The organism is Paracidovorax wautersii (assembly GCF_031453675.1).
Lineage (GTDB): Bacteria > Pseudomonadota > Gammaproteobacteria > Burkholderiales > Burkholderiaceae_C > Paracidovorax.
Map to the genome: position 1 here is coordinate 1,943,216 of NZ_JAVIZX010000001.1, position 23,149 is coordinate 1,966,364.

Here is a 23,149-nt window from a genome sequence, read left to right on the forward strand (position 1 = left end):
GGGGTAAGCGCATAGTGCTCTACTTTTTGAATGTCTGCCGCCTTCGGCCGCACGGAGCCGCGCGCGCCTCAGGGGGGTGTACTGCCTCTACGCGTGGGTCACCCAGCTCCGGTGCTCGTCCGAGTCCAGGTGCGGCAAGGTGTTGAAGGTCTGCATCATCAGCCGCTTGGGGGCGATGCTGAACTCGGTCACCGCGCTGTTGCGGATGCGCATGTTCAGCGCAATCGTCACTTCGGGCGGCGTGGAGAGCACCTCGCCCACGGCGGCGGAGATCGGTCCGCCGCTGGAGACCAGCAGCACGTGGTGCCCCACATGCAACTTGCGCACATGCTCCAGCACACCGCGCACGCCGGCCGAAAAATCCACCCAGCTCGGCATGCCCACCGGGCTGATGGTGCCGCCCATCCACTGCGCAATCGCGTCGCACAGCAGGCGGAAGTGGTGCTTGTACAGCTCGGGCGTGTCCGCGCGCGGCAGCGGGTGTGGGTGGATGGCGTGGATCAGCGCGGCGCTGTCGTATTCGTTGAGCGCGGGCAGGGCCAGCGGCGCGGGCGTGGACTGCAGGCCTTCGGCGATGCCTTCCAGCGTCTGCACGTGGCGGCGCAGCGTGCCGGTCAGCACGGCGTCGAAGCGCACGCCCCGGGCGCGCCAGTACTCGCCCAGGCGCACGGCCTGCTCGCGCCCGCGGGGGCTGAGCTGGTCATAGTCATCCGCGCCAAACGAGGCCTGGCCGTGGCGCACGAGGTAGAGCGTTCCCATGCGGCCCATTGTGGGCACCCGCCGACCGGCGCTTTGTCTCCGGAGCGACCGGCGCGCAGGCCCGCGCGCGGGCCGCCTGCGGCGTGGCGCGCGGCCGCAACAGCCTGTCGTCAGGACGACAGCACCCGCGCGAAAACGGTGGCATCCACGTTGCCGCCCGTCAGCGCCAGGCCCACGGATTGCCCCGCGATTAGGCTGCGCTCCTGCATCGCGGCGGCGAAGGCCGCGGCGCCCGCGCCCTCGGCCACGTTGTGCGTGTCCATGAAGATCGCGCGCATGGCGGCGGCCACCTCGTCGTCGCTCACCTGCACGATGTGGTCGAGGTGCGGCGCCAGGATGTCGAGCGCAGCCGGGTCCGCGACGCGGCAGGCCATGCCGTCGGCCAGCACGGTGGTGACGGGCGCCTCGACCACGCGGCCCACGGCCAGCGAGTCGGCATACGTGGTGGCATGGCGGCTGACCACGCCGACGATGTGCACCCCGTGGCCCAGCGCGTGCTTGGCCGCGATGGCCGCGCACGCGCCCGAGCCCTGGCCGATGGGCACGTAGGCGACCTGGAGCTGCGGCACGGCGCGCAGGAACTCCCACCAGTAGGTGCTCACGCCGCGCAGCAGGTCCTTGTGGAAGCTGGGCACCATGTGCGCGCCGCGTTCCGAGGCCAGGCCCATGGCGTGCTCCCGCGCTTCCTGGAAGTCTTCGCCATGCTCGATCAGCGTGACGCCCAGGGCGCGCATGGCGGCGTTCTTCTCCACCGAATTGCCCTGCGGCACGACGATGGTGCAGGCCACGCCGTGGCGGCGCGCCGCCCAGCCCATGCTCTGGCCGTGGTTGCCGCGCGTGGCGCTGATGACCTCGCGCGGTAGCGCACCGCTGCGGGCCAGCTGGTCGAAGTAGGTCAGCCCGCCGCGGATCTTGAAGGCGCCCACGGGCGTGTGGTTCTCGTGCTTGAGCCAGCAGTCCGCACCCAGGCGCTCGCTGAGCAGGCCCCAGCGGTACTGCGGCGTGGCGGCGAAGTCCTGGTAGACCACCTGCGCGGCGGCCTCGATGTCGGCCAGCGTGGGCAGGTTGGAAAGGTGGTCTGTGGAGGAGGGGGTACGGGCGTTCATGCGGCGGCCTTCTTGTCGGTAAGGAGCTTCAGGGCGAGCAGGCCGAGCACGGTGCCCATCACGTAGCGCTGCGCGCGGATCCACTGCGGGCTGCGGTTGAGGAAGCCTGCAACCTGCGCCGCGAACAGCACGAGCACGGCGTTGACCAGCGCGCTGATGCCGATCTGCAGGGTACCCAGCGTCACGCTCTGCAGCAGCCACTGGCCGCGCTCGGGGTGCAGGAACTGCGGGAAGAACGACACGTAGAACATCGCCACCTTGGGGTTGAGGGCGTTGGTGAGAAAGCCCATCAGGAACAGCTTGCGTGGGCTGTCGGCCGGCAGCGTGCGCGTCTCGAACGGCGCCACGCCGCCCGGTTTGACCGCCTGCCACGCCAGCCACAGCAGGTAGGCGGCGCCGGCGATCCGCAGGGCGTCGAAGGCCAGGGGCACGGCGGCCAGCAGCGCGGTGAGGCCCGCCACGGCGGCCACGAGGTGCACGCCGAAGCCCGCGATCACGCCCGCCAGCGACAGCAGGCCGGCGCGCGGCCCCTGGGTAAGGCTGCGCGAGACGCAATAGACCATGTTGGGCCCGGGCGTGAGCACCAGCAGCAGGGCGGCGAGGGCGAACAGCAGCAGTTCCTGGGGTGTGAAAAGCATCAGATGATCTCCGGGGACAAGGACGCGAGCGTGAGGGTGGCGCGCGGGGTGGACAGCACGGCCTCCAGGCGGGGCAGCGCAGCGTGGGCGACCGATACCCGGGGCGTGAGGCCGGCTGCGGCGCAGGCACCGGTGAGCGCAGGGGCGTCGGGATGGGCCAGGCGCAGGGCCTGCAGTTCCACGCCGCTGGCCGGCAGGCTGTAGCAGGGGTGGCGGTCGCCCCACTGGATGAGGGTGGGCAGGCACCCGTCCATCAGGCGCTGGCCGTCGCTGCGCACGGTGATCTGCCACTGCAGCAGGCCCAGCGACGTCGGCCGGCTGGCGGTGATGACGGCGCCCCGGTCCACGCCCCGCGCGGCCAGCGCGGCGTGGGCGGCGGCCAGGTCGGGCACGCTGGCCACCCAGTGGATCAGTTGCGGGCCCTGGCGGCGCACCTGCGCCTGCAGGCGCTCGTCGTCCATGTCGAACCAGCGCCTGGCGTCCGCAGCCAGGGCATGCGGTGCGCCTGGGTTGATGGCGATGATCTCCAGGTAGGCGCGCGGGTGGGCCGGGCTGGAGAGGTTGAGCAGCCGGTTGTGCGTGCCCATCAGCGGATGCTCGCCGCCGGGCGCGGGCGTGACGCCCAGCGTGCGCTTGCACCAGGCCGCGCCGTCGTCCAGCGTGGCGGCCAGCACCACCAGGTGGTCGATGCCGGGCTGCTGGTGGTCGATCCAGGGGCTCATAGCCGCACCTCGCCGCTCACGCAGGTGACGGAGCTGCCGCCCACCCAGATCGTGTCCCCGTCCTGCTCCACGTACACGCGGCCAGCGCGGCCCAGTGCCGTGCCCTGCGCGGCGATGTAGCGCGGCGGCGCCAGGTTGGCGCCGATGAGCCATTGCGCCAGCGCGGCGTTCAGGCTGCCGGTGACCGGGTCTTCGGCCAGGCCGTTGTTGCCGGGGAAGAAGGCGCGCACCTCGAAGGCGATGCCCTCGCCCGCCCCGTGCGGGCCCACCACGCCGACCTTGGCGCGCGGGCCGACCACGCCCACGTCCAGCGTACCGAGGATGGAGGCGTCGGGCCGCAGGGCCAGCACCTGCTCGGCGCTGGAGAGCATCACGCCGCGCCAGTTGGGGCCGTTGTCGCACCAGGCGTGGGCGACGATGTCGGTGCGCGCGATGCCCAGGCCGCGGGCGATCCGCTCCAGGTCCAGTTCGTCCAGCGGGCCGCTCTTGAGCAGGGGCGGCGCCGCGAAGGCCAGGCGTTCGCCGTCCTGGCGCAGCGTGACCAGGCCCACGCCGCATTCCTGCACCACGCGACCCGGTGTGCGCGGCTGGCCACCTGCCTCCAGCCAGGCGTGGCAGCTGCCCAGCGTGGGGTGGCCGGCGAAGGGCAGCTCCCGCCCGGGGCAGAAGATGCGCACGCGGTAGTCCGCGCCGGCGGCGGCGCCCGCCTCGGTGGGCGGCAGCAGGAAGGTCGCCTCGGACAGATTGGTCCAGTTGGTGAACTGCTGCATTTGCTCGGTACCCAGGCCGGCGCCATCCAGTACGATGGCGAGCGGGTTGCCCAGGTAGGGCGTGGCGGTGAACACATCGACTTGCTTGAACGGGCGCTGCAGCATGTTGGGGCCTGTGAAGAGTGGTGGAAAAAACGGAGAAAAAGAATACGGGTCAACGGGGGCAGGGCAAGGCTCTGCCCTGGCGCCGCCGCAGGGCTGGCGGTGCCGATCCCTCGTCGCTTCAAAAAAAACTGGGAGCAGGGCAGCGTCAGCCGGGCGGCGCGGGGCGTCGTCGCAGGGCGGCACAGCGCCGGGATACGCGGGGCAAAGGGTGGCTCACAGCAAGGCCGTCCCTTCGATGCAGGTGATGCTCTCGCCGCCCACCCAGACCTGGCCCTGCGCGTCCTGCGCGATGTGCACGCGGCCGGCGCGGCCCAGGCGCTCGCCCTGCGCCACCAGGTAGCGCGGCGGGGCCAGCCCTTCGCCGATCAGCCACTGGGCGATGCTGGCGTTCAGGCTGCCGGTGACCGGGTCTTCGGCATTGCCCATGGGCGAGGCGAAGGCCCGCACCACCACGCCCGGCGCGGTGGTGTCGGCCGCTGCGTCACCGACATGGACCACGCCCACGGACTGCCCCAGGTCCTGCAGCCGGGCGTGGTCGGGGTTCAGGGCCAGCACCGCCTCGGCGCTGTCGAGCAGCAGGCCCAGCCAGACGGGCCCGTTGTCCAGCAGCTGGGCGGCGCGGATCTGCGCCGGCCGCACGCCCAGGGCGCTGGCGATCAGCGGCAGCAGGGCCGGGCTGGGCTGGCCGCGGCGCAGCGCCGGCGCGGCAAAGGCCAGGCGGCCGCCGTCCTGCTGGATGTGCACCAGGCCCATGGCGCATTCCTGCACGATGCGCGGCGCCTGCCGGGGCGTGTGCCCGGCCTGCAGCCAGGCGTGGCAGCTGCCCAGCGTGGGGTGGCCGGCAAAGGGCAGTTCGCCGCTGGGCGAGAAGATGCGCACCCGGTAGTCGGCCCCATCCGCCGCACCCTGCGGCGTGGGCGGCAGCAGGAAGGTAGTCTCCGAGACGTTGGTCCAGGCGGCGAAGCGCTGCATGTCCTGGCCGGACAGGTCCTCCGCATCCAGCACCACGGCCAGCGCATTCCCATCGCCGGGCCGGCGGCTGAACACGTCGATCTGCTTGAACGGGCGGGAGCGCATGGCGATGGGCCTGTGGCGGGTGGTCGGTGCCGCAGCGTCAGGACAGGGCCTGGTCCAGCACGCCGCGCGCGCCGGTGCGGTCGAGCAGGGCCTGGTACCAGCGGTCCAGGTGCGGGCGGGCGGCGCGCTCCTGCGGCAGACCGTACCAGCGGTGCACCTCGCAGGCGACGGGAATGTCGGCCACGGTGAAGCGCTCGCCGGCCAGGAAGGCCTGGCGGGCCAGGCGCGCGTCCAGCAGATCCAGCAGCGGTTCCATGGCGGCCACCGACTGCGCGATGCGGGCGTCGTCCCGCTGCGCGGCCGGGGTGCGGATCCATTGCAGGAAGGCATCGCGGCCCGCGGGGTTCATCGTGGTCTGCTGCCAGTCCATCCACTGCTCGATGACGAAGCGCGTGGGCAGATCGTCGGCATACAGCGTGGCCGGCGCGTGGCGCGCGGCCAGGTAGCGCACGATCACGTTGGACTCCCACAGCACGTAGCCGTCGTCCTCGATCATCGGCACCAGGCCGTTGGGGTTCTGGCGCAGGTAGTCGGGCTCGCGCACCAGGCCGAACTGGCCGCCAGCGTCGGTGCGCTGGAACTCCAGCCCCAGCTCCTGGGCGGTCCAGACGACCTTGCGTACGTTGATGGACGACACGCGTCCCCAGATGCGCAGCATGGGCCTTCCTTCCTCAGGCAGCGACGGCCGGTGCGGCGGCGCGGGCGCGGATGGCCGCGGCCAGCGCCGCGATGCCGGTGTTGATCTGCTGGGCGCTGGCCGTCACGAACGACAGGCGCAGCGTGCGCACATCGGCGTTGTCGGCATAGAAGGCCGCGCCGGGCACGAAGGCCACGTTGCGGTCCACCGCCTCGGGCAGCAGGTCCAGCGCGCTCATGCCCTCGGGCAGGCGCACCCACAGGAACATGCCGCCGTCGGGGCGGTTCCACTCCACCTGCAGGCCGGCCATCTCGCGCGCCAGGGCGTCGAGCATGGCGTCGCGCTGGTGCTTGTACAGCGCGCGGATGGTGGGCACGTGGCGGTCCAGGAAGCCGTCCTTCATCACCTCGGCCACCATGCGCTGGTTGAAGCTGGGGCTGTGCAGGTCGGCCGCCTGCTTGGCCTGCAGCAGCTTGGGGTAGATGCCCTTGGGCGCCACCAGGAAGCCCAGGCGCAGGCCCGGCGCGAGGATCTTGGAGAACGAGCCCAGGTAGATGCAGCCGTCGGGGTTGCGCGCGGTGAGCGGTAGCGCGGGCGGCTGGTCGAACCACAGGTCGCCGTAGGGGTTGTCTTCCACCAGGGGCAGATTCAGCTCGGCCGCCTGGGCGACCAGGGCGGCGCGGCGCGCTTCGGTCATGGTGCGGCCGGTCGGGTTCTGGAAGTTGGGCAGCACATACAGGAAGCGCGCGCGGTCGGCGCCGGTGCCCACCTTGGTGGCCAGGTCGTCCACCTGCACGCCTTCGTCGTCGCTGGCCACGCTGACCACCGTGGGCTCCATGGGGGCGAACGCCTGCAGCGCGCCCAGGTAGGTGGGCGTTTCCACCAGCATGCGGCTGCCGGCGTCCAGCAGCACCTTGGCGATCAGGTCCAGGCCCTGCTGCGAGCCGGTGGTGATCAGCACCTGGTCGGGGTTCACGTCCCAGGGCAGCATGCGGGCGACGGCCTCGCGCAGCGGCGCATAGCCCTCGCTGGCGGCGTACTGCAGGGCGGACTGGCCGTCCTTTTCCAGCACGGCGGCGCAGGCCTGCGCGAAGGCGTCGATGGGGAAGGTCTTGGGCGAGGGCAGCCCACCGGCCAGGCTGATGATGCCGGGCTTCTCGGTGACCTTCAGGATCTCGCGGATCACCGAGGGGTTCATCTTTGCGGCGCGTGCGGCCAGGGTCCAGTTCGTCGTCATATCCGTTGATCTCCAGGAGGCGCGGCGGGTGCGCCCAAAGTCGTGCATTGAAAGTGCCGTTGTGCGGCAGTGGGTGGCGCTGCGGGTGGTGCCACGGCAGGGAGCTTAACCGCGTGGGCCACCCGCGCCAGCGGGGTGAATCGTGTGTTGCCTAGCATGCTTGGTGCCTGCGTTTTCTCGCTCAGCGGCGCACCGGCATGCGCCGGCCCAGGGCCACCGTGGCCAATACGGCGAGGCCGAAGCCCACGCTGACGGCATCGAGCCGCTCGCCCAGCAAGGGGACGGCCACCAGCATGCCCAGGAAGGGCTGGATCAGCTGCACCTGGCTCACGCGCACCGTGCCGCCCAGGGCCAGGCCGCGGTACCAGGCGAAGAAGCCCAGCCACATCGAGAAGACCGACACATAGGCGAACGCGCCCCAGGCGGTGGCCGGCAGCGGCGCCTGCGGCCACGACAGTGCGGCCAGCGGCACGGTGAGGGGCAGCGAGATCACCAGCGCCCAGCAGATGACGGCATCGGCACGCATGTGCTGCGACAGCCGGGCGCCGTAGCCGTAGCCCACGGCGGCGAGCAGCATGGCGCCCATCAGCAGCAGATCGGCCGGGTGCAGCGCGATGCCTTCCGCGCCCGAGCGCAGCACGGCGAACGCCACCACCAGCGCCGTGCCCAGCAGCGCACAGGCCCAGAACGCGCCGGAGGGCCGCTGCCGGTGCAGCAGGGCACCCACCGCGGCGGTGGCCAGCGGCAGCAAGCCCACGATCACGCTCGCGTGCACGGCGCCCACGTAGCGCATCGCCAGCGAGGTCAGCAGCGGAAAGCCGAACACTACGCCCGCGGCGGTGAGCGCCAGCGGCCCCCAGTCCGCTCGCTGCGGCAGCGGCGCGCGGCGCACCGCCAGCAACGCGGCCGACAGCAGGCCGGCCACCACGGCACGGCCCATGGCGATGAACACGCTGTTCATCTGCGGGGCCTCGGGCGTGCCCACGGCCAGGCGCGTCATGGGCAGCGTGAGCGCGAAGATCGCCACGCCCAGTGCGCCGAACAGCAGGCCGCGGGCTTCGTCGGACAGCCCGGGGGGCGTGTGCGCGCCAGCGCTGACAGGAGGAGATGTGGGGGGCGGCATGCGGGGTTCTCGGGCGGGTATTCGTTGAGCTGCGGTGTGCGAAGGCGCTCAGGCGTTCACCATCCAGGCGGCGGTGAGCACCAGCACCAGCGCCATGCCGCGGTTGAACCACAGCAGGCGGCGGCCCTGGGCCAGCCACTGGCGCAGCAGGGCACCCGTGGCGGCATAGGCCAGATTGCTGGCGAAGGCAAAGCCCAGCATCACCGGCACGACGACGGCCAGGCGCTGCAGGGCGTCGTCGCGGCCGGCCACCCAGCCCGCCACGATGGTCAGCGCCAGCAGCCAGGCCTTGATGTTCACGAACTGCAGGGCCGCGCCCTGCCAGAAGCCCACGTTCAGGCGCGCGGCATCGGCCTCGGACAGGCGCGCGCTCTGGGCGAGCTTCCAGGCCAGGTACAGCAGGTAGGCGATGCCCACCGCCTTGATGCCCAGGCGCAGCGGCGGCACCGCCACCACGATGGCCCCGATCCCGGCGGCGCACAGCAGCAGCAAGGCCGTCCAACCCACCGGCACGGCGCACACGAAGCGCATGGATGCGCGCAGGCCGCGGTTGGCTGCGAGCGCTGTGGAGAGCGTGGTGTTGGGGCCGGGCGAGAAGCTCATCGCGGTGGCCAGCACCAGCAGGGCCGTGAATTCAACGAGAGGCATGAGGAGCGTCAAATCAAGAATCAGGGCTTCAATGTAGGGCGTGATTCCTATACAGTGCCGATACACACACACTGACAAATGCATGAACTGTATTGGTCTGTGTAACGGCACAGTCACGCTCCAGGATCCCGCCATGCTCACCCGTACCCCCGAGCGCACGCTCACCGAACAGCTTGCCGAGCGCTTTGCCGAACGCATCCGCTCGCGCCTGCTGCCCGCAGGCGCCCGCCTGCCGTCGGTGCGCGAATGCGCGCGCCAGCAGGGGGTAAGCCCGTATACGGTGGTGGCCGCGTACGACCAGCTGCTGGCGCAGGGCCTGGTGGAGGCCCGGCGCCAGCGCGGCTTCTATGTGCGCGACTATCTACAAAAAGTGCCTGAAACGCCCGCCGATCAAGCGCATGTAGCTATTAAAAATGAAGCGGATGTTCCGGTGTCTCCGCTGGGCACCATCGGCGTGCGCATGTCGGGCTCGCAGATCAACGCCACCGCGCTCATCCGCGGCATGTTCCACCAGGCGTCGAACAAGCCGCAGCCGGGCACGGGCGTGTTCCCGCCCGACTGGCTGGAAGAGGCGCGCTTCATGCCTGCCGCCGTGCGCAAGATCACCGCCAGCCGCGCGCTGCAGGACGGCTCGCTGAGCTACGGCGAGCCCATGGGCGACGCAGGGCTGCGCCAGGCCCTGTCGCGGCGGCTGGCCGCGCTCAACGTGCCGGCGCGGCCCGAGCAGATCATGACCACCGTGGGTGCCACGCATGCGCTCGATATCGTGAGCCGCACGCTGCTCAAGGCGGGTGACCCGGTGATGGTGGAAGAGCCCGGCTGGTCCGTGGAGTTCGCGCGGCTGGTGGCGCTGGGCATGCGCGTGCTGCCCGTGCCGCGCGGTCCCGACGGGCCCGATCTGGCTGTGATGGCGCGCTACTGCGAGGCGCACGCGCCCAAGCTCTTCGTGAGCGTGAGCGTGCTGCACAACCCCACGGGGTACAGCCTCTCGCCCGGCAGCGCGCACCAGATCCTGCAGTTGGCGCAGCAGCACGACTTCCACATCGTCGAGGACGACACCTACAGCCACATCGCCCCCGACCACGCCACGCGCCTCACGGCCCTGGATGGGCTGCGCCGCACGATCTACGTGAATGGCTTCGCCAAGATCCTGGCGCCCAACTGGCGCGTGGGCTACCTGGCCGCGCCGCCCGACCTGGTGGAGCGCATGCTGGACACCAAGCTGCTGTCCACGCTCACCACGCCCTCCATCCTGGAAAAGGCGCTGGCGCTGTGCATCGACCAGGGCCAGCTGCGCCGCCATGCCGAGCGCATGCGGCTGCGCCTAGCGCAGGCCCGCTCGCGCAGCGTGCAACTGGCGCTGGACGCCGGCTGCACCTTCGCGGCGGAGCCCGCGGGCATGTTCGGCTGGGTGGAGACGGGCGTGGACACCGACATGCTGGCCCAGCGGCTGCTGGACGAGGGCTACCTGATCGCGCCGGGGGCGCTGTTCCACGCCACGCGCCAGCCCTGCACCCTCATGCGCATCAATTTCACCACCACGCAGAACGTGGCCTTCTGGCGCGTGTGGTCGCGCGTGGCGCGGGAGGCGGGCGGCCCGCGCTGAATCTGGTGCCGGGCTGCTGCGGTCCGCCCCGCCCGCGTCAGGCCCTGCAGCGCAGGGCCGCCACGCCTTGGTAGCGGGTGCCGTTCGACAGCAGGGACGTGTAGCTAATCACCACCAGATAGGTGCCGTTGCCGCCATCGCCGATACCCACGACCGAGCCGGAGTTGCCGCCGAAATACCCCCCATTGAGGGCGGTGGAGGTGGGCGTGGCGACGGTGAGTTCGAGCGTGCCGGTTTCGAACGCGCTGCCCGCCTGCACGCGGTAGCTGCCCGACACCACGGCCCCGGCGCTGGTGAACGTGAGCGTGGCGCTGCCCGTGGCGGTGCCGGTGTAATCGGCCGGCCGCACGCTGGCGCCACCGATGTAGGTGGGGGAGGTGAAGCTGCCGCCGTTGCAGGCGAACGTGCCGGACGTGGGGAGCGCAGCGAGCCGGTTGAACGCGACGTAGTGGGCGGCCGCGTTGTTGCCGGCCAGCACGGTGGTGCCGGTGCCGCTGGTGGCGGTGCCCAGCGTCCAGCGCCCCGCGGCATAGAACGCGTCGCCGCCGATGTCCTGCGTGACGGCGGGCGAGCCGGTCAGCCGGGTGTCGTTGAGGGCCGTCATGGCGCCGCTGGCAGTCTGCGTGAACGTGTCCAGGCGGCCGACGATCTGGGCGCCTGCGCCTTGCATGAAGTAACCCGGGTTGGCGTTCGCCTGGGCCACGAAGGGGGCGGAAACGCCGCCTGTGTCCTGCTGCTGCGGTGCAGGGGGGGCAACGGTGCCGCCGCCGGGCGCCTGGGCGGCCTGGTCATCGCCGCCACCCCCGCCCCCGCCGCAGGCGGTGAGGAGCGCCGTGAGCGCGAAGAGACACAGGGGACGGGAGGCAGAGAGAAGGCGGCTGGATGGCATGGAGGATGGGTTGTGGTGACGGTTGCGGAGAAAAAGCGTGGCACGCGGACAGCGCCGCAGATTGCGGAGCGGCGTGCCGCATGGCGCGCGGCGGCGGTGCGGACGGTGGGCCGGCATGCCGGGTCTGGCCCGGGGCGATGGAGCGCATTGCACAAAACCCTGGGAGCCAAGCGGCACCGACCCACAGGCGCGCGACGCGCCAATGCAGCCCAGAATTGTCCGAGCCCCGCCAGCCCGTTCCGTGCAACAGAAAACGAGAGATGTATCAAAGATGCATCTGTGCTGGCGTCGGCACCTGCCGATGCGCCGCTTTACCGCCTGTACCAGATCCGCCGCGCTGGACGGGCAGCGCGCGCCTTCAGTGGGCGGCCGGTGCCGGGCGCTCGACGTTCAGGTCGGCCAGCATGCGCAGCAGGCAGCGGTTGACGTGCTCCTGGCTCAGCTCGTGGGTCTCGCAGAGCTGGCGGATGGCGCCGGTGTCTTCGGTTTCCAGCGCGCAGGCCATCTCCAGGCTCGGCGCGTAGGGCCCGGTGCGCAGTACGGCGGCATCGTAGATGCGCTCGGACAGCGGCAGGCGGCGCAGCACCGCACCCAGGGGCTCGCCCAGCAGCTCGTCGAGTTGTGAGAACAGGCCGCAGAGGTACACCTCGCGGCGCAGGTCGTTCTCGACGCCGGCGTCCAGCAGGCGCTCGGTGAGCCGGGCACGCATGACCATCGCCTCGCGGATGGGCTGCAGGTTGGGGTCGGTGGCGGAGTGGGGCAACTGGTCGGAGAGCCAGCGCTTGAGCGAGCCGTAACCCATCATCACCAGGCCGCGGCGCAGCGAGTCCACGCCCGTGCGCAGGCCCAGCGCGGCCGAGTTGGTGTAGATCATGAAGCGGTAGGCCAGCAGCGGTTCCTCGCCCAGGATGGACTCGAAGGCCTCCAGCGATTGCTCCGCATCGATGGCCTTCATGAGCTTGAGCACCGTCTCGTGCGCCGGGTGCAGCGGATGGTGCCGCATGCCGTAGAGCACGTCCTCGACCGGCCAGCCGGCGACCGCCATCGCACGCTGCTGGTCCAGGCAGTGCTCCGCCAGCGCACGGCTGGGCAGGTTCTCGTAGACCTGCCCTGCGATCACCGGGCTGCGCCGGTGGGCGGTGGCCGCCGATTGCAGCGCTGTCACCGCGTCGGAATGCGACAGGCTCAACAGGCTGTTGTCGAAGAAGCGGGCGACGTCCTGTGCCGGCAGCTGCGCCATGTCTCCGCGCCACACGAGCTTGAGGCCTCGCTGGTGCGCGGCCTGCACGCGCTGGTGGATGGAGGAATCGGCCATCCAGTCGCCGCGCACCTCGATCCAGGGCGCGCCGACGGGCGCATGCTCCAGCAGGTCGCACAGCAGCTGGCGCGACTGGGCCGACAGCAGCAGCGGTGGCGAGCTGGCGGTCCACAACTCCTGGATGGTGCGCAGCAGGTGCGGCGCATCCACCAGGTTGGCGCCATCGCTGTTGACGTACAGCTGGATGCCCGCCAACCTGCGCGCCGCATTCCAGAGGGGGCGATAGCCGAGGATCAGACTGCCGAGAACGGATTGGACCATTTAGGAACTCGAGAACGGAACGATCGCGCCATTGTCGGAGATTGCAGGCCCTGCCGTCGGGTGCGGAAAACCCGCCAGCTACGGGCGATGGCCGACCGGCGCCTGCGCGTTCAGCCGATGTAGTTGAACAGGGACAGCTTCTGCACCATCGCGTAGGACTGCAGGGCGGCCTGGTAGCCCACCTGGGTGTTCTTGAAGTCCGAGATGCCCTTCATCATGTCCAGGTCTTCCGCCCGCGACCGGTCGCCTTCCAGCTGGATCGAACGGTTCTCCTGGTCGCCCGTGATGCGGTCCGCCCGGTTGAGCAGTTCCCCGGCATAGCCCCGCATGTTGTGGATGCGTTCCAGACCGGCATCGATGTTGGCGAGCGCCTGCCCCACCACCTGCGCGGCCGCGGTGCTGTCCGGTGCATCGGCAATGCCGCGGATGGCATTGTCGATGTCGCTCAGCACGCTGACGCTGGGCTTGAGGGTGATGGTGTCGTTGGCCTTGGGCGTGCCGTTCAGCGTGAACGACATCACCTGGTCCGCACCTTCCGAGATCTTGATGGAAATGGGCTGCCCCGTCTTCACCGGAGCGGTCGTGGCGGTCGAGGTGGTGACGGTGCCGTCCTTGGCGGTCTTCGTCAGCGTGTAGCTGAGCGAGGTCGTGCCGTTGGCGGCGTCCACGGTCACGCCATCGATGCGCATGCCGTATTGCGCACCGTCCAGCGTCTGCTGGTTGGACGTGGTGATGGCGCTGGTCGTCAGCGTGCTGCCGGGGTCTCCGCGGGTGATGCCTGCCGAATACACGCCATCGCGAACGGCGTCGAACATGAAAGCCGAGTGGCCGTCGATGCTTTGCGCGATGCCGGTGCCGGTGCTTCCCTGCTGGCCGGGCAGGCCCGAGAAGAGGTAGTCGGGGCCGGACGACAGCGGGCCCACGAAGGGTTCCAGGGCACTGCCCAGTGCGCCGAGCAGGGGCAGGCCGTTGGTGTCCTTGCGGTTGATCACCTCGGTCAGCTGGTCGCGCAGGCTCTGGATCTGGTTGGAGATGGTCTTGCGGTCGGCCGGCGTCAGCGCCCCGCCTCCCGCTCCCACCACCAGCTGGCGCAGTTCCTGGGCAAGGTCCACCGCGTCGCCGAGGGCCGACTCCGCCTGGGCCACCGTGTTGCGCTGGTTGTCCAGGGCCCGCTGGTCCGCCTGGATGCGCGTGATGCGGGTCAGGGCGCGCTCGGCCTGGGCCGCCGCCACCGGGTCGTCGCTGGGCCGGACCACCCGCTTGCCGGAGGTGAGGTTCTCCTGCAGATCCACCAGCGCCGTCTGCCGGGAGTTCAGGTTGCGCAGGGTGCTGTCGTACATGTTGGCGGTACTGACGCGGTAGAAAGTGCTCATGTCATGCTCCGTGCGTTGGCTCAGCGGCCCATGCTCTGTATCAGGCTGTCGAAGATGCTCTGGGCGATCTGCAGCATCTTGGCGGACGCCTGGTACGCCTGCTGGTACTGGATCAGCTTGGCGGCCTCTTCGTCCAGGTTCACGCCCGACACCGCCGTGCGGTCCGCTTCCAGGTTGCTGGCGATGGACGAGGACAGATCGGCGGCGTACAGCGCGCTTTGCGCCCGCGTGCCGATCTGTGCCATGAGGCCGGCGTAGCCGTCGCTCATGGACGACTCATCGAACATCTTCACGTCGCGCAGGCCGGCCAGGGCCGTGGCGTTGCCGGCGTTGCGCTTGTAGGCATCGCCGTATTGCGGATCGAGCGCATTGCCCACGGTCACGGTGTCGCCGGTCTTGGGCGTGCCCTGCAGGGTGATCGACCAGCCGTTGATGGAGATGGGCTGGCCGGTCACGAAGGGTTGGCCCGTCGCTATCGCGGTGGGGGGATTGGTGCGACCGTCGAAGGCGTCGTAGGTGGTCGGCGGCCCGGCATTGAACTGCAGCAGGACGCCGCCCGTCGTCGGAGGCGTTGCCGCGGGATTGCCATTGGCCGGCAGCACCAGACCGCCGGGCTGGCCCGTGACGGCAAGCTTGGCCAGCTGCAGCGATCCGCTGTTAGATGTGCCCATGGCCGCGTTCACGGGATTGGCGGCCGCCAGATCGCGTGGCGAATAGATCTGCGTTTCGATGTTCGCGGCCGTGGCGCTGAACGGCTTGAACAGGACGCGCTCGCCGGCCGTTCCTGCCGCGGTCAGATTGAACGTCAGGCCGTCGATCTGCTGCCCGGCCAGGTTGCCCAGGTCGGTGAAGGCGGTGGCCTTGCCATCCGACAGGCGGACGACCTGGCCTGCCGGCGGCGTGGTGAAGCGCACTTCATAGTCCGATGCCGCGAAACGGGTGGCGTCCGTGAACTGGACGACGCCCGCGGCCGTGCCGCTGGTGTAGGCCGGTGCGCTGGTCGGAACGGAGAACAGCTCCTTGCCCGGCTGCCCGTCGAGCGTGAGCCCGAGCTTCTGCTGCGCGTTCATGGTCATGCCGATGGCCTGCGCCATGCGCCCGAGGAGGTTGCGGCCCTCGGTCAGGTCGTTGTTGGCAAAGCGCAGCAAGCCGGAGACCTCGCCGCCGCCCAGCATGTTGTCGTCCAGCTCGACCGGAGCCGAGCCGGGCTGGCTGAAGAACAGCCGCATCTGGCCGCTGCCGGAGAACTGCTTGGACTCGGCCAGGGACAGCGTGGCTGCGGTGGTGCCGAGCACCAGCGGCTGGCTGTTGGCGACGAACAGGCCGACGGTGCCGTCGTCGGCGGGCACCTGCGTGGTCTGGACGTACTGGTTCAGGTCCCGGATCAGCTGGTCGCGGCGGTCGAGCAGATCGTTGGGCGTTTGCCCATTGCCCTTGGTGCGTGCGATCTGGTCGTTGACGTCGGCAATGCTCTTGGACAGGCTGTTGATCTTGACGACGTCGTTCTGCAGCTGTTCATTGACCGAGTACTGGATCTCGCCCAGCTGCTCCGCGGCCGAACGCATGCGTGCCGCCATCTCGTTCATGCGCGTGAGCGTCACCGTGCGGGCCGTGATGTCGGTGGGCGCCGCCACCACGTCGCCCAGCGAATTCATCATGTCGGTGATGGACGCCCCCAGCCCGGCCGTGCCGCCGCTGAAGATGTTCTGCATCTGCGTGAGCCGCTCGGCCCGCGTCACATCGGCGGCCTGCGTCGACCCGGCGGCCGCGGCCTGGCGCGTCAGCAGCTCGTTGTGGTTGCGCAGGATGGTCTCCACCGACACGCCCTGGCCGATGTAGCCGCCCCCGGTGAACTGGCCCTGTACCGTCTGTTGCGACACCGACTGGCGCGAGTAGCCCGCCACGTTGACGTTGGCGATGTTGTGGCCCGTGGTCTGCAGGGCCACCTGGTTGGCCAGCAGGGCGCGGGCGCCGACGTTGAGCAAACTCATGCGACATTCCCTTTCAGGTGGTTCGCCAAAGGGTCGAGAGGCAACCGCCCGCGCGGCCCACGCCAGCGGCCGCCGCGCAAGGGCCGCCCCGCCGCGCTGGCGGCGTCCCCCTTCCCGCATTGCGCAGCAAAGCGTGAGAAGGGGGAAGCGACGAAGTCGCTCAGGGGGTAGTGACGCATGTCAGGCTTGGTTCTGCGTCGCGTTGCGTGCCATGTTCAGCGGCGCGACGTTGGCCGTGCTGTGGATGGCGCGGCTCAGCTTGGTGGCGTACTGCGGGTCGGTCGCGTAGCCGGCCTTCTGCAGCTCCGAGGCATAGGCCACGGCGGAGTGCGTCTTGCCGCGTGCCTTCTCGTAGCGCGGGTTGTCGTTGATCAGGCGGGCGTAGTCCTTGAACGAGTCTTCGTAGGAGTCGTAGGCGCGGAACTTCGCCGTGACCTTGCGCGGCGTGCCGTTGATGTACTCGGTGGTGGTGATCTCCGCCACCTTGCCCGTCCAGCCCTTGCCGGCCTTGATGCCGAACAGGTTGAACGAGTTGTCGCCGCCCTTGCTGCGGATCTCGCTCTTCCCCCAGCCGGTCTCGTGGCCGGCCTGGCCGAGCATGAAGTTGGCCGGGATGCCGCTTTCCTGGGCCACGCGCTCGGCGGCCGCCCGGTGGTGCTGCACGAAGTTGTCGCGGCCCTTGGGCGCCTGCGCCTTGGGGTCGCCCGGCACGCTGGCGGGGCGGGGCGCGCTGCTGCGCAGGCGGTTGACGTCCATGCTGAGGGTGGAGCCGGGCACCAGGTCGGGGTCGGCGCCGCCGCCCATCTTCTGGGCCAGCTGGCGCTGGATGGCTTCGGACAGCCCGCCGGGCATGCCGGACATCTGCACCGACAGTTGCTGGTCGAACATGTCGTTGGCCAGGTTGCTCTCGGCGCCGTCGAGCAGGCCGGACTTCATCGTCGCCTCGCGCATGCTCTTGATCATCTCGCGCATGAACAGCGATTCGAACTGCTTGGCGGCTTCCTTGGCGGCCTGCGGATCGTTCTGGCCGGCCTGGTACTTCAGCGCGTTGAGCGAGCGGGCGTCCACCGCCAGCGCATTGCTGGTGGATGCCGAGGTGGTGGCGGAGGGCAGGGAAAAGGCCATGGCGGCGTCTCCTGTCAGCGGCCCGTGCGGGTGGTTTGCGGGGCCATGGTCAGATCACTTCCAGCTCGGCGTTCAGAGCGCCGGCGGCCTTGATGGCCTGGAGGATGGCGAGCAGGTCCTGCGGCGTGGCGCCCAGGGTGTTGAGCGCGCGCACCACGTCGGCCAGCTGCGGCGATGCGGGAATCTGCATGACCTTGCTGCCGTCCTGCTTCAGGGTGATGTCGTTCTTCTCGGCCACCACGGTCTGGCCCTGCGACAGCGGGTTGGGCTGGCTGATGACGGGCGTGGAGCTGATGGTGATGGACAGGTTGCCGTGCGCGATGGCGCAGGGGCCCAGCGTCACCGCCTGGTTGAGCACGATGGAGCCGGTGCGGGCGTTGATGACGACCTTGGCCGCCGGCGTGGAGTCGGGCAGCGTGAGCTCTTCCAGCTCGGCGATGAAGTTCACGCGGCTGCCGGGGTTCTGCGGCGCGCGTACCTGCACCGTGCGGCCGTCCAGGGCCGTGGCGATGCCGGGGCCCAGCTTGCCGTTGATGGCGTTGACCACCTTGCGGGCGGTCTGGAAGTCGGAGGCGTTCAGGCCCAGGTTGATGGTGTCGCCGTCATTGAGCGGCGTGGGCACCGAGCGTTCGACCTGTGCGCCCTCGGGGATGCGACCGGCGCTCAGGTGGTTGATCTGCACCTTGCTGCCGCCAGCGGACGCGCCTGCGCCGCCCACGACCAGGTTGCCCTGTGCCAGGGCATAGATCTCGCCGTCGGCGCCGCGCAGCGGCGTGGCGATCAGCGTGCCGCCCTTGAGCGACTTGGCGTTGCCCATGGAGGCCACGCTGACGTCGATCGCCTGCCCGGGCTGGGCGAAGGCGGGCAACTGGGCGGTGACGATCACCGTGGCCACGTTCTTGAGCTGCGGCGCCGTGGTGCCCGGCGGCAGGCTGATGCCCATCTGCTGCAGGTAGTTCTGCATGGCCTGCGTGGTGATGGGCATCTGGGTGGTCTGGTCGCCTGTGCCGTCCAGGCCCACGACCAGGCCGTAGCCGGTCAGCTGGTTGCTGCGCACGCCCTGGATGGCGGCCACTTCCTTGATGCGCAGAGCCTGCGCTGGCAGGGCCGCGAACAGCGACCCCAGCACGGCCAGCAGCCCGAGGAGGCGCGCCGTCTGCGATAGAGGGAGGGTGGACAGGACTTTCATGGCCTCGATTGTGGGACGCCATGGATTTCCGGAATCGCCAAAAAGACGCCGGATCACCCGTCTTTTGGGGGCCACTGCCGGCGCTGCGGGCGGCCGTGGCGGATGAGGTTTTTCAAGCAAAAAAGGCCGCTAGCGCTTATCTGGTAAGCGCAAGCAGCTATCAATTTTGATGGGTTGTGATCCGTGCCGGCAAAGCCGTACGGGCGGGGCAAAGGGCGGTCAGCCGCCCCTCACACCGTTCCCGCCGCCGGTCAGAACGGCGCCACCGAATTGAAGGCGCGCGACAGCCAGCCCATGGCCTGGGCCTCGCTCTGGGCACCGCGGCCGCGCGACTGCACGCGGGCATTGGCCACCAGCGTGGAGCTAACCATGCTGCCCGGCTGCAGCGAGCGCGGGTCGACCGTGCCGGAGAAGCGCAGCACGTCCACGTTCTCGTTCACGCCGATCTGCTTCTCGCCGGCCACCACCAGGTGCCCGTTGGGCAGCACCTCGATCACCGTGGTGGTGATGGCGCCCGTGAAGGTGTTGGTGCTTTCCGTGCCGCCCTTGCCGGAGAAGGCGTTGCTGCTGTTGCCGCCGACGTTCAGCTTGCCCAGGGAGGACGAGCCGAAGAAGGGCAGGGCGGTGATGCCGGCGGTCGTGGCGCCGGTGCGGTCGACCGTCGAGGTGGAGTTCTGCTTGGCCGAGACGTTCTCCACGATCTGGATCGTCACCACATCGCCCACCAGGCGGGCGCGGCGGTCCTCGAAGATGGGGCGGTAGCTGGCCGCGTGGAACAGGCTGCCGGTGCTCGGGCCCGTGGGCCGGGGCGTGGCGGCCACGGGCGGCGGTGCCGTGGGCAGCAGATCCACCGGCGGCGGTGGGTTGAGCGTGGCGCAGCCGGTGGCGGCGAGCAAGGCGGCCAGCGCGCCCAGGCGCGGCAGGCAGGAGAAGAGAGGGTGGCGGGACATGGCGGTCATCCTTGTTGGCGACAGGAGGGTGCGCTTTAGAGCTGCGCGAGCTTGGCCAGCATCTGGTCCGACGTCTGGATGGCCTTCGAATTCATTTCGTAGGCGCGCTGGGTCTGGATCATGGTCACCAGCTCTTCCACGACGTTCACGTTCGACGTTTCCAGGAAGCCCTGGCGCATCGTGCCCAGGCCGTTGGTGCCGGGCGTGCCCTGCTGCGGCTGGCCGGACGCTGCGGACTCGCGGAACAGGTTTTGCCCGATCGGCTCCAGGCCGGGGGTGTTCACGAAGCTGGCCATGGCCAGCGTGCCGAGCTGCTGGGGTGCCGTGTTGCCCTGCACCGTGACGGAGACGGTGCCGTCTTCGCTGATGTTGATGCTCTTGGCGTTGGGCGGCACGGTGATGCCGTTGGCCACGGGCAGGCCGCTGGAGGTGACGATGCGGCCCTGCGAGTCGAGCTGGAACGAGCCGTCGCGGGTATAGGCCGTGGTGCCGTCGGGCATGGTCACTTCGAAGAAACCGTTGCCGTTGATGGCCACGTCCAGGTTGCCGTTGGACTGCTGCAGGCTGCCCTGCGTGAAGTTGCGGGCGGTGGCCACGGTGCGCACGCCCAGGCCCAGGTGCAGGCCGGTGGGGAGCTGGTTTTCCTCGGTGGTCTGCGAGCCCACCTGGCGCAGGTTCTGGTAGATCAGGTCTTCGAACACCGCGTTGTTGCGCTTGTAGCCGGTGGTGGAGACGTTGGCCAGGTTGTGGGAGATCACGTCCAGCTGCGTTTGCTGGGCGGTCATGCCGGTCTTGGCAATCCAAAGCGAATTGATCATGGTCGTTTACCTCGTGGGTTCAGCCGTTGATGCTGAGCAGCTGCGCTGCGCTCTTGTCGTCGTTTTCGGCGGTCTGCATCAGACGCATCTGGTGCTCAAACTGCCGGGCTGCCGCGATCATTCCCACCATGCTTTCGACGGCGTTGACGTTGGAGCCTTCCAGTGCGCCCGAGAGCAGGCGGGCGTTGGGATCGTTGGGCATGGGTTCGCCCGAACGGGGGCGGAACAGCGTGTCGTCGCCGCGGCGCAGCGGGTCTTCGGGGGTCGGCGTGGCCAGCTTGATGCGGCCGATGGCCTGAGGCCGCTGGCCCGCTACGGTCGCGGTGAGGGTGCCGTCGGCGCCCAGCGCCACATCGGCGCCCTGCGGCACGTCGATCGGGCCGCCGCCATCGGACAGCACGGGCAGGCCGGTACTGTTCACGAGCTGGCCTGCCGCCGTCACCTGGAACGAGCCGCCGCGGGTATAGGCCTCCAGGCCGTCCAGCCCCTGCACCGCGAACCAGGCATTGCCCGACGCCATGGCGTCCAGGTTGCGGCCGGTGCGCTGCACCGGGCCAGGCGTCTCCACATGGCCGGAGGTGGCCTCGAGCGAGAACACGCGCGTCTTGGAGCCGTCGCCCTGCAATGGCACGGAGCGGAAGGTGGACATCTCGGCACGGAAGCCGTTGGTGGAGACGTTCGCCAGGTTGTTGGACAGCACCGCCTGCCTGTGCGCGGCAGCGTTGGCGCCCGTCATGGAGGTGTAGATGAGGCGGTCCATCGAGGTGCTCCGGAATCAGGGGGTGGACGTCAGTCGCTGTAGCGTCAGCGCAGGTTCACCAGGGTGGACATCACCTGGTCCTGCGTCTTGATGGTCTGCGCATTGGCCTGGTAGGCGCGCTGCGCGGTCATCATGTTCACCAGTTCGGCCGTGAGGTCCACGTTGGACTCTTCCAGCGCGCCGGAGCGCAGCGCGCCGAAGTTGCCTTCGGACGGCGTGCCCATCACCGGCTGGCCGGATTCGAAGGTTTCGACCCAGTTGTTGCCGCCCACGGCCATCAGGCCCTGGGTGTTGCGGAAGCTGGCCAGCGCGACCTGCCCCTCAGCGCGCGTTACGCCGTTGGAGTAGCGGGCCATGACCGTGCCGTTGTCCTCGATGTTGATGCCGGTGAGCATGCCCGAGGCATAGCCGTCCTGCGACAGATCGGACACGGAGAACTTGGAGCCGAACTGCGTCACGTCGCTGAGTTTGAGGTCCACCGAGTAGTTGGGCAGGTTGTTCGGGTTGGGCGGCGTGGGGCTGATCGTCATCGGCAGCGCGAAGCCCGAAGCCGGCGGTGCAGCGGCGGGACCGGTGATCTTGCCGTTGTTGTCGAAGGTGATGTTGCCCAGCGAGGGCGCCGCGGTGTCCAGCGAGTCGTACACGGCCCAGGTGTTGGAGCCCGTCTTCTCGAAATACAGGTTCACCGGCTTGGCCACGCCCTGGCTGTCGTACACGTTGAGCGAGGTGCCGTAGGTGGAACGCGGCGTGGCCGGCACCGGCGGGGTGGCCGTGGCATCGCCTGCGGCCAGGGGGGCCCGCGCGTCGAGGTTGAACTCGGCCGTGATCGATGCCGTCTGCTTGGCCGGAATCGGGGCGGACGTGGGGAACTGCAGCGGCACCGCATTGCTGGAGGTGCGCAGGCCCGTGGCGGGGTCCAGCGAGTAACCCATGACCCCGGCGCCGCTGTTGGTCACCACGTTGCCCCGGTCGTCCAGCTTGAAGTTGCCGGCACGGGTGTAGGCGCGGGAGCCGTCGCCCTGCTGCAGCGTGAAGAAGCCGTTGCCGTTGATGGCCACATCCAGGCTGTTGCCCGTGACGCTGAGGTTGCCCTGGGCGAATTGCTGGGCAATGGCCGCGGTCTCCACGCCGATGCCGGCGTTCTGCCCGCCGCCCCCGCCCGCGCCGATGGCGCTGGCCACCATCTCGGCGAATTCCGTGCGAGAGGCCTTGAAGCCGGTCGTGTTGGAGTTGGCGATGTTGTGGCCGATCACGTCCAGGTTCTTGCTGGAGGCGTTCAGGCCGGACAGGCCTTGCTGGAAACTCATGGTGTGCTCCTCGGGAAGGGGTGCGGGGTGGGGATGCTCGGGTGGGTGCGCCGGTTCACAGAACGGCGCGGATCTGGCTGTAATTGACGGTGGCGCCCGTGTCCAAGTTCAGCGTCAGGGCGCCGTTGCTGGTGCCCGTGCCTGTCACCTTGGCGGCGATCAGCGGGGTGGCCGTCACGGCGCCTTCCTTGGTGGTGGCGACCACGCGGAACTTCAGGTCGCTGGCGTTGCCGGCGTACTGGCTGGCGTCCCATTCGAAATCGTGGCGGCCCTTTTCCAGCGCGCCCATGTCCACGGTGCCCACGACCATGCCGCCCGGGGTGACGACCTCGACCTTCGTGCTGGTGGCAGACCCTGCCAGGTCGAACTGGCCCTTGCCGAGCTTGTCCGTGTAGGCCAGCTTGTCGCCCTCGGCCAGCACCGAGCGGCCGATCATCTGCGTGCCCTGCAGCGTCTGCATGGTGCTGAATTGCTCGGCCATGGTCTGCATGGTCAGGTTGAGCGTCTGGATGCCCGTCACCGTGTTGATCTGCGCCATCTGCGAGGTCATCTGGGCGTTGTCCAGCGGGTTCATCGGGTCCTGGTTGTTGAGCTGCGCCACCAGTAGCTTGAGGAACCGATCCTGCATGGCGCTGGCGTCCGAGGTGTTCGCCGTGGACGTGCCCGCATTGGCGGCAGCGTTGTTTGTGCTGGTGGTGGAATTGACGGGGGAAAAGATCATGGCGGCGGCTTTCCTGAGG

22 protein-coding genes are annotated in these 23,149 nt (G+C 69.6%); 1 reads left to right on the forward strand and 21 read right to left on the reverse strand.

All coding sequences use genetic code 11. The annotated features are described in order from the left end of the window. Positions 1–87: 87 nt before the first annotated feature. The 10 genes from QE399_RS08820 to QE399_RS08865 form a co-directional block, all read right to left on the reverse strand. Positions 88–759: a histidine phosphatase family protein gene (locus QE399_RS08820; RefSeq protein WP_309828050.1), complete on the reverse strand. Its 672-nt coding sequence runs from the start codon at positions 757–759 to the stop codon at positions 88–90. 110 nt (positions 760–869) lie between these two features. Further along, positions 870–1,865 (reverse strand): threonine dehydratase, encoded by a 996-nt coding sequence (locus tag QE399_RS08825; protein ID WP_309828052.1) that lies wholly within the window; start codon positions 1,863–1,865, stop codon positions 870–872. Beyond that, positions 1,862–2,503, reverse strand: a complete 642-nt coding sequence (locus QE399_RS08830) for a LysE family translocator (RefSeq protein WP_309828054.1) — start codon at positions 2,501–2,503, stop codon at positions 1,862–1,864. The genes QE399_RS08825 and QE399_RS08830 overlap by 4 nt, the downstream gene beginning before the upstream one ends. Continuing rightward, positions 2,503–3,225: a VOC family protein gene (locus tag QE399_RS08835; protein ID WP_309828056.1), complete on the reverse strand. Its 723-nt coding sequence runs from the start codon at positions 3,223–3,225 to the stop codon at positions 2,503–2,505. The genes QE399_RS08830 and QE399_RS08835 overlap by 1 nt, the downstream gene beginning before the upstream one ends. Then, entirely contained in the window at positions 3,222–4,100 is an 879-nt protein-coding gene (locus QE399_RS08840) for a PhzF family phenazine biosynthesis protein (protein WP_309828058.1), read from the reverse strand. The genes QE399_RS08835 and QE399_RS08840 overlap by 4 nt, the downstream gene beginning before the upstream one ends. A gap of 213 nt (positions 4,101–4,313) precedes the next feature. Further along, a complete protein-coding gene (locus tag QE399_RS08845; protein WP_309828059.1) occupies positions 4,314–5,177 on the reverse strand; it encodes a PhzF family phenazine biosynthesis protein in 864 nt (287 codons plus the stop codon). Between the two features lie 37 nt (positions 5,178–5,214). Then, positions 5,215–5,835, reverse strand: coding sequence for a glutathione S-transferase family protein (locus QE399_RS08850; protein WP_309828061.1), 621 nt, complete (start codon positions 5,833–5,835; stop codon positions 5,215–5,217). A gap of 13 nt (positions 5,836–5,848) precedes the next feature. Continuing rightward, positions 5,849–7,051, reverse strand: a complete 1,203-nt coding sequence (locus tag QE399_RS08855) for an aminotransferase-like domain-containing protein (RefSeq protein WP_309828063.1) — start codon at positions 7,049–7,051, stop codon at positions 5,849–5,851. Positions 7,052–7,232: 181 nt separating this feature from the next. Further along, entirely contained in the window at positions 7,233–8,174 is a 942-nt protein-coding gene (locus QE399_RS08860; RefSeq protein ID WP_309828065.1) for a DMT family transporter, read from the reverse strand. A 48-nt stretch (positions 8,175–8,222) separates the two neighbouring features. Then, positions 8,223–8,822 carry a LysE family translocator gene (locus QE399_RS08865; RefSeq protein ID WP_309828067.1) on the reverse strand — a complete coding sequence of 200 codons (600 nt, stop codon included), beginning with the start codon at positions 8,820–8,822 and terminating at the stop codon, positions 8,223–8,225. Positions 8,823–8,955: 133 nt separating this feature from the next. Between QE399_RS08865 and QE399_RS08870 the strand changes: the two genes are divergently transcribed. Beyond that, positions 8,956–10,428 carry an aminotransferase-like domain-containing protein gene (locus QE399_RS08870; protein ID WP_309828069.1) on the forward strand — a complete coding sequence of 491 codons (1,473 nt, stop codon included), beginning with the start codon at positions 8,956–8,958 and terminating at the stop codon, positions 10,426–10,428. Positions 10,429–10,465: 37 nt separating this feature from the next. Here the strand turns inward: QE399_RS08870 and QE399_RS08875 are convergent, their stop codons facing one another. From QE399_RS08875 to QE399_RS08925, 11 genes are all read right to left on the reverse strand, one after another. Further along, entirely contained in the window at positions 10,466–11,317 is an 852-nt protein-coding gene (locus QE399_RS08875; RefSeq protein WP_309828071.1) for a hypothetical protein, read from the reverse strand. 358 nt (positions 11,318–11,675) lie between these two features. Continuing rightward, a complete protein-coding gene (locus tag QE399_RS08880) occupies positions 11,676–12,896 on the reverse strand; it encodes a YuxH family protein (protein WP_309828073.1) in 1,221 nt (406 codons plus the stop codon). A gap of 110 nt (positions 12,897–13,006) precedes the next feature. Continuing rightward, on the reverse strand, positions 13,007–14,269 hold the full coding sequence (flgL, locus tag QE399_RS08885) for a flagellar hook-associated protein FlgL (protein WP_309828074.1): 1,263 nt from the start codon (positions 14,267–14,269) through the stop codon (positions 13,007–13,009). Positions 14,270–14,289: 20 nt separating this feature from the next. Beyond that, on the reverse strand, positions 14,290–16,260 hold the full coding sequence (flgK, locus tag QE399_RS08890) for a flagellar hook-associated protein FlgK (RefSeq protein ID WP_309828076.1): 1,971 nt from the start codon (positions 16,258–16,260) through the stop codon (positions 14,290–14,292). Between the two features lie 180 nt (positions 16,261–16,440). Then, positions 16,441–17,385, reverse strand: a complete 945-nt coding sequence (gene flgJ, locus QE399_RS08895) for a flagellar assembly peptidoglycan hydrolase FlgJ (RefSeq protein WP_309828078.1) — start codon at positions 17,383–17,385, stop codon at positions 16,441–16,443. A gap of 49 nt (positions 17,386–17,434) precedes the next feature. Beyond that, positions 17,435–18,574 (reverse strand): flagellar basal body P-ring protein FlgI, encoded by a 1,140-nt coding sequence (locus tag QE399_RS08900; RefSeq protein WP_309828080.1) that lies wholly within the window; start codon positions 18,572–18,574, stop codon positions 17,435–17,437. A gap of 251 nt (positions 18,575–18,825) precedes the next feature. Beyond that, complete coding sequence (locus QE399_RS08905) at positions 18,826–19,524, reverse strand: flagellar basal body L-ring protein FlgH (protein ID WP_309828082.1); 699 nt, start codon at positions 19,522–19,524, stop codon at positions 18,826–18,828. Positions 19,525–19,559: 35 nt separating this feature from the next. Then, positions 19,560–20,342, reverse strand: coding sequence for a flagellar basal-body rod protein FlgG (gene flgG / locus QE399_RS08910; RefSeq protein ID WP_309828084.1), 783 nt, complete (start codon positions 20,340–20,342; stop codon positions 19,560–19,562). Between the two features lie 19 nt (positions 20,343–20,361). After that, positions 20,362–21,102 (reverse strand): flagellar basal-body rod protein FlgF, encoded by a 741-nt coding sequence (flgF, locus tag QE399_RS08915; RefSeq protein ID WP_309828086.1) that lies wholly within the window; start codon positions 21,100–21,102, stop codon positions 20,362–20,364. 44 nt (positions 21,103–21,146) lie between these two features. After that, entirely contained in the window at positions 21,147–22,409 is a 1,263-nt protein-coding gene (gene flgE, locus QE399_RS08920) for a flagellar hook protein FlgE (RefSeq protein WP_309828088.1), read from the reverse strand. A gap of 55 nt (positions 22,410–22,464) precedes the next feature. Then, on the reverse strand, positions 22,465–23,130 hold the full coding sequence (locus tag QE399_RS08925; protein WP_309828090.1) for a flagellar hook assembly protein FlgD: 666 nt from the start codon (positions 23,128–23,130) through the stop codon (positions 22,465–22,467). Positions 23,131–23,149: the final 19 nt, after the last annotated feature.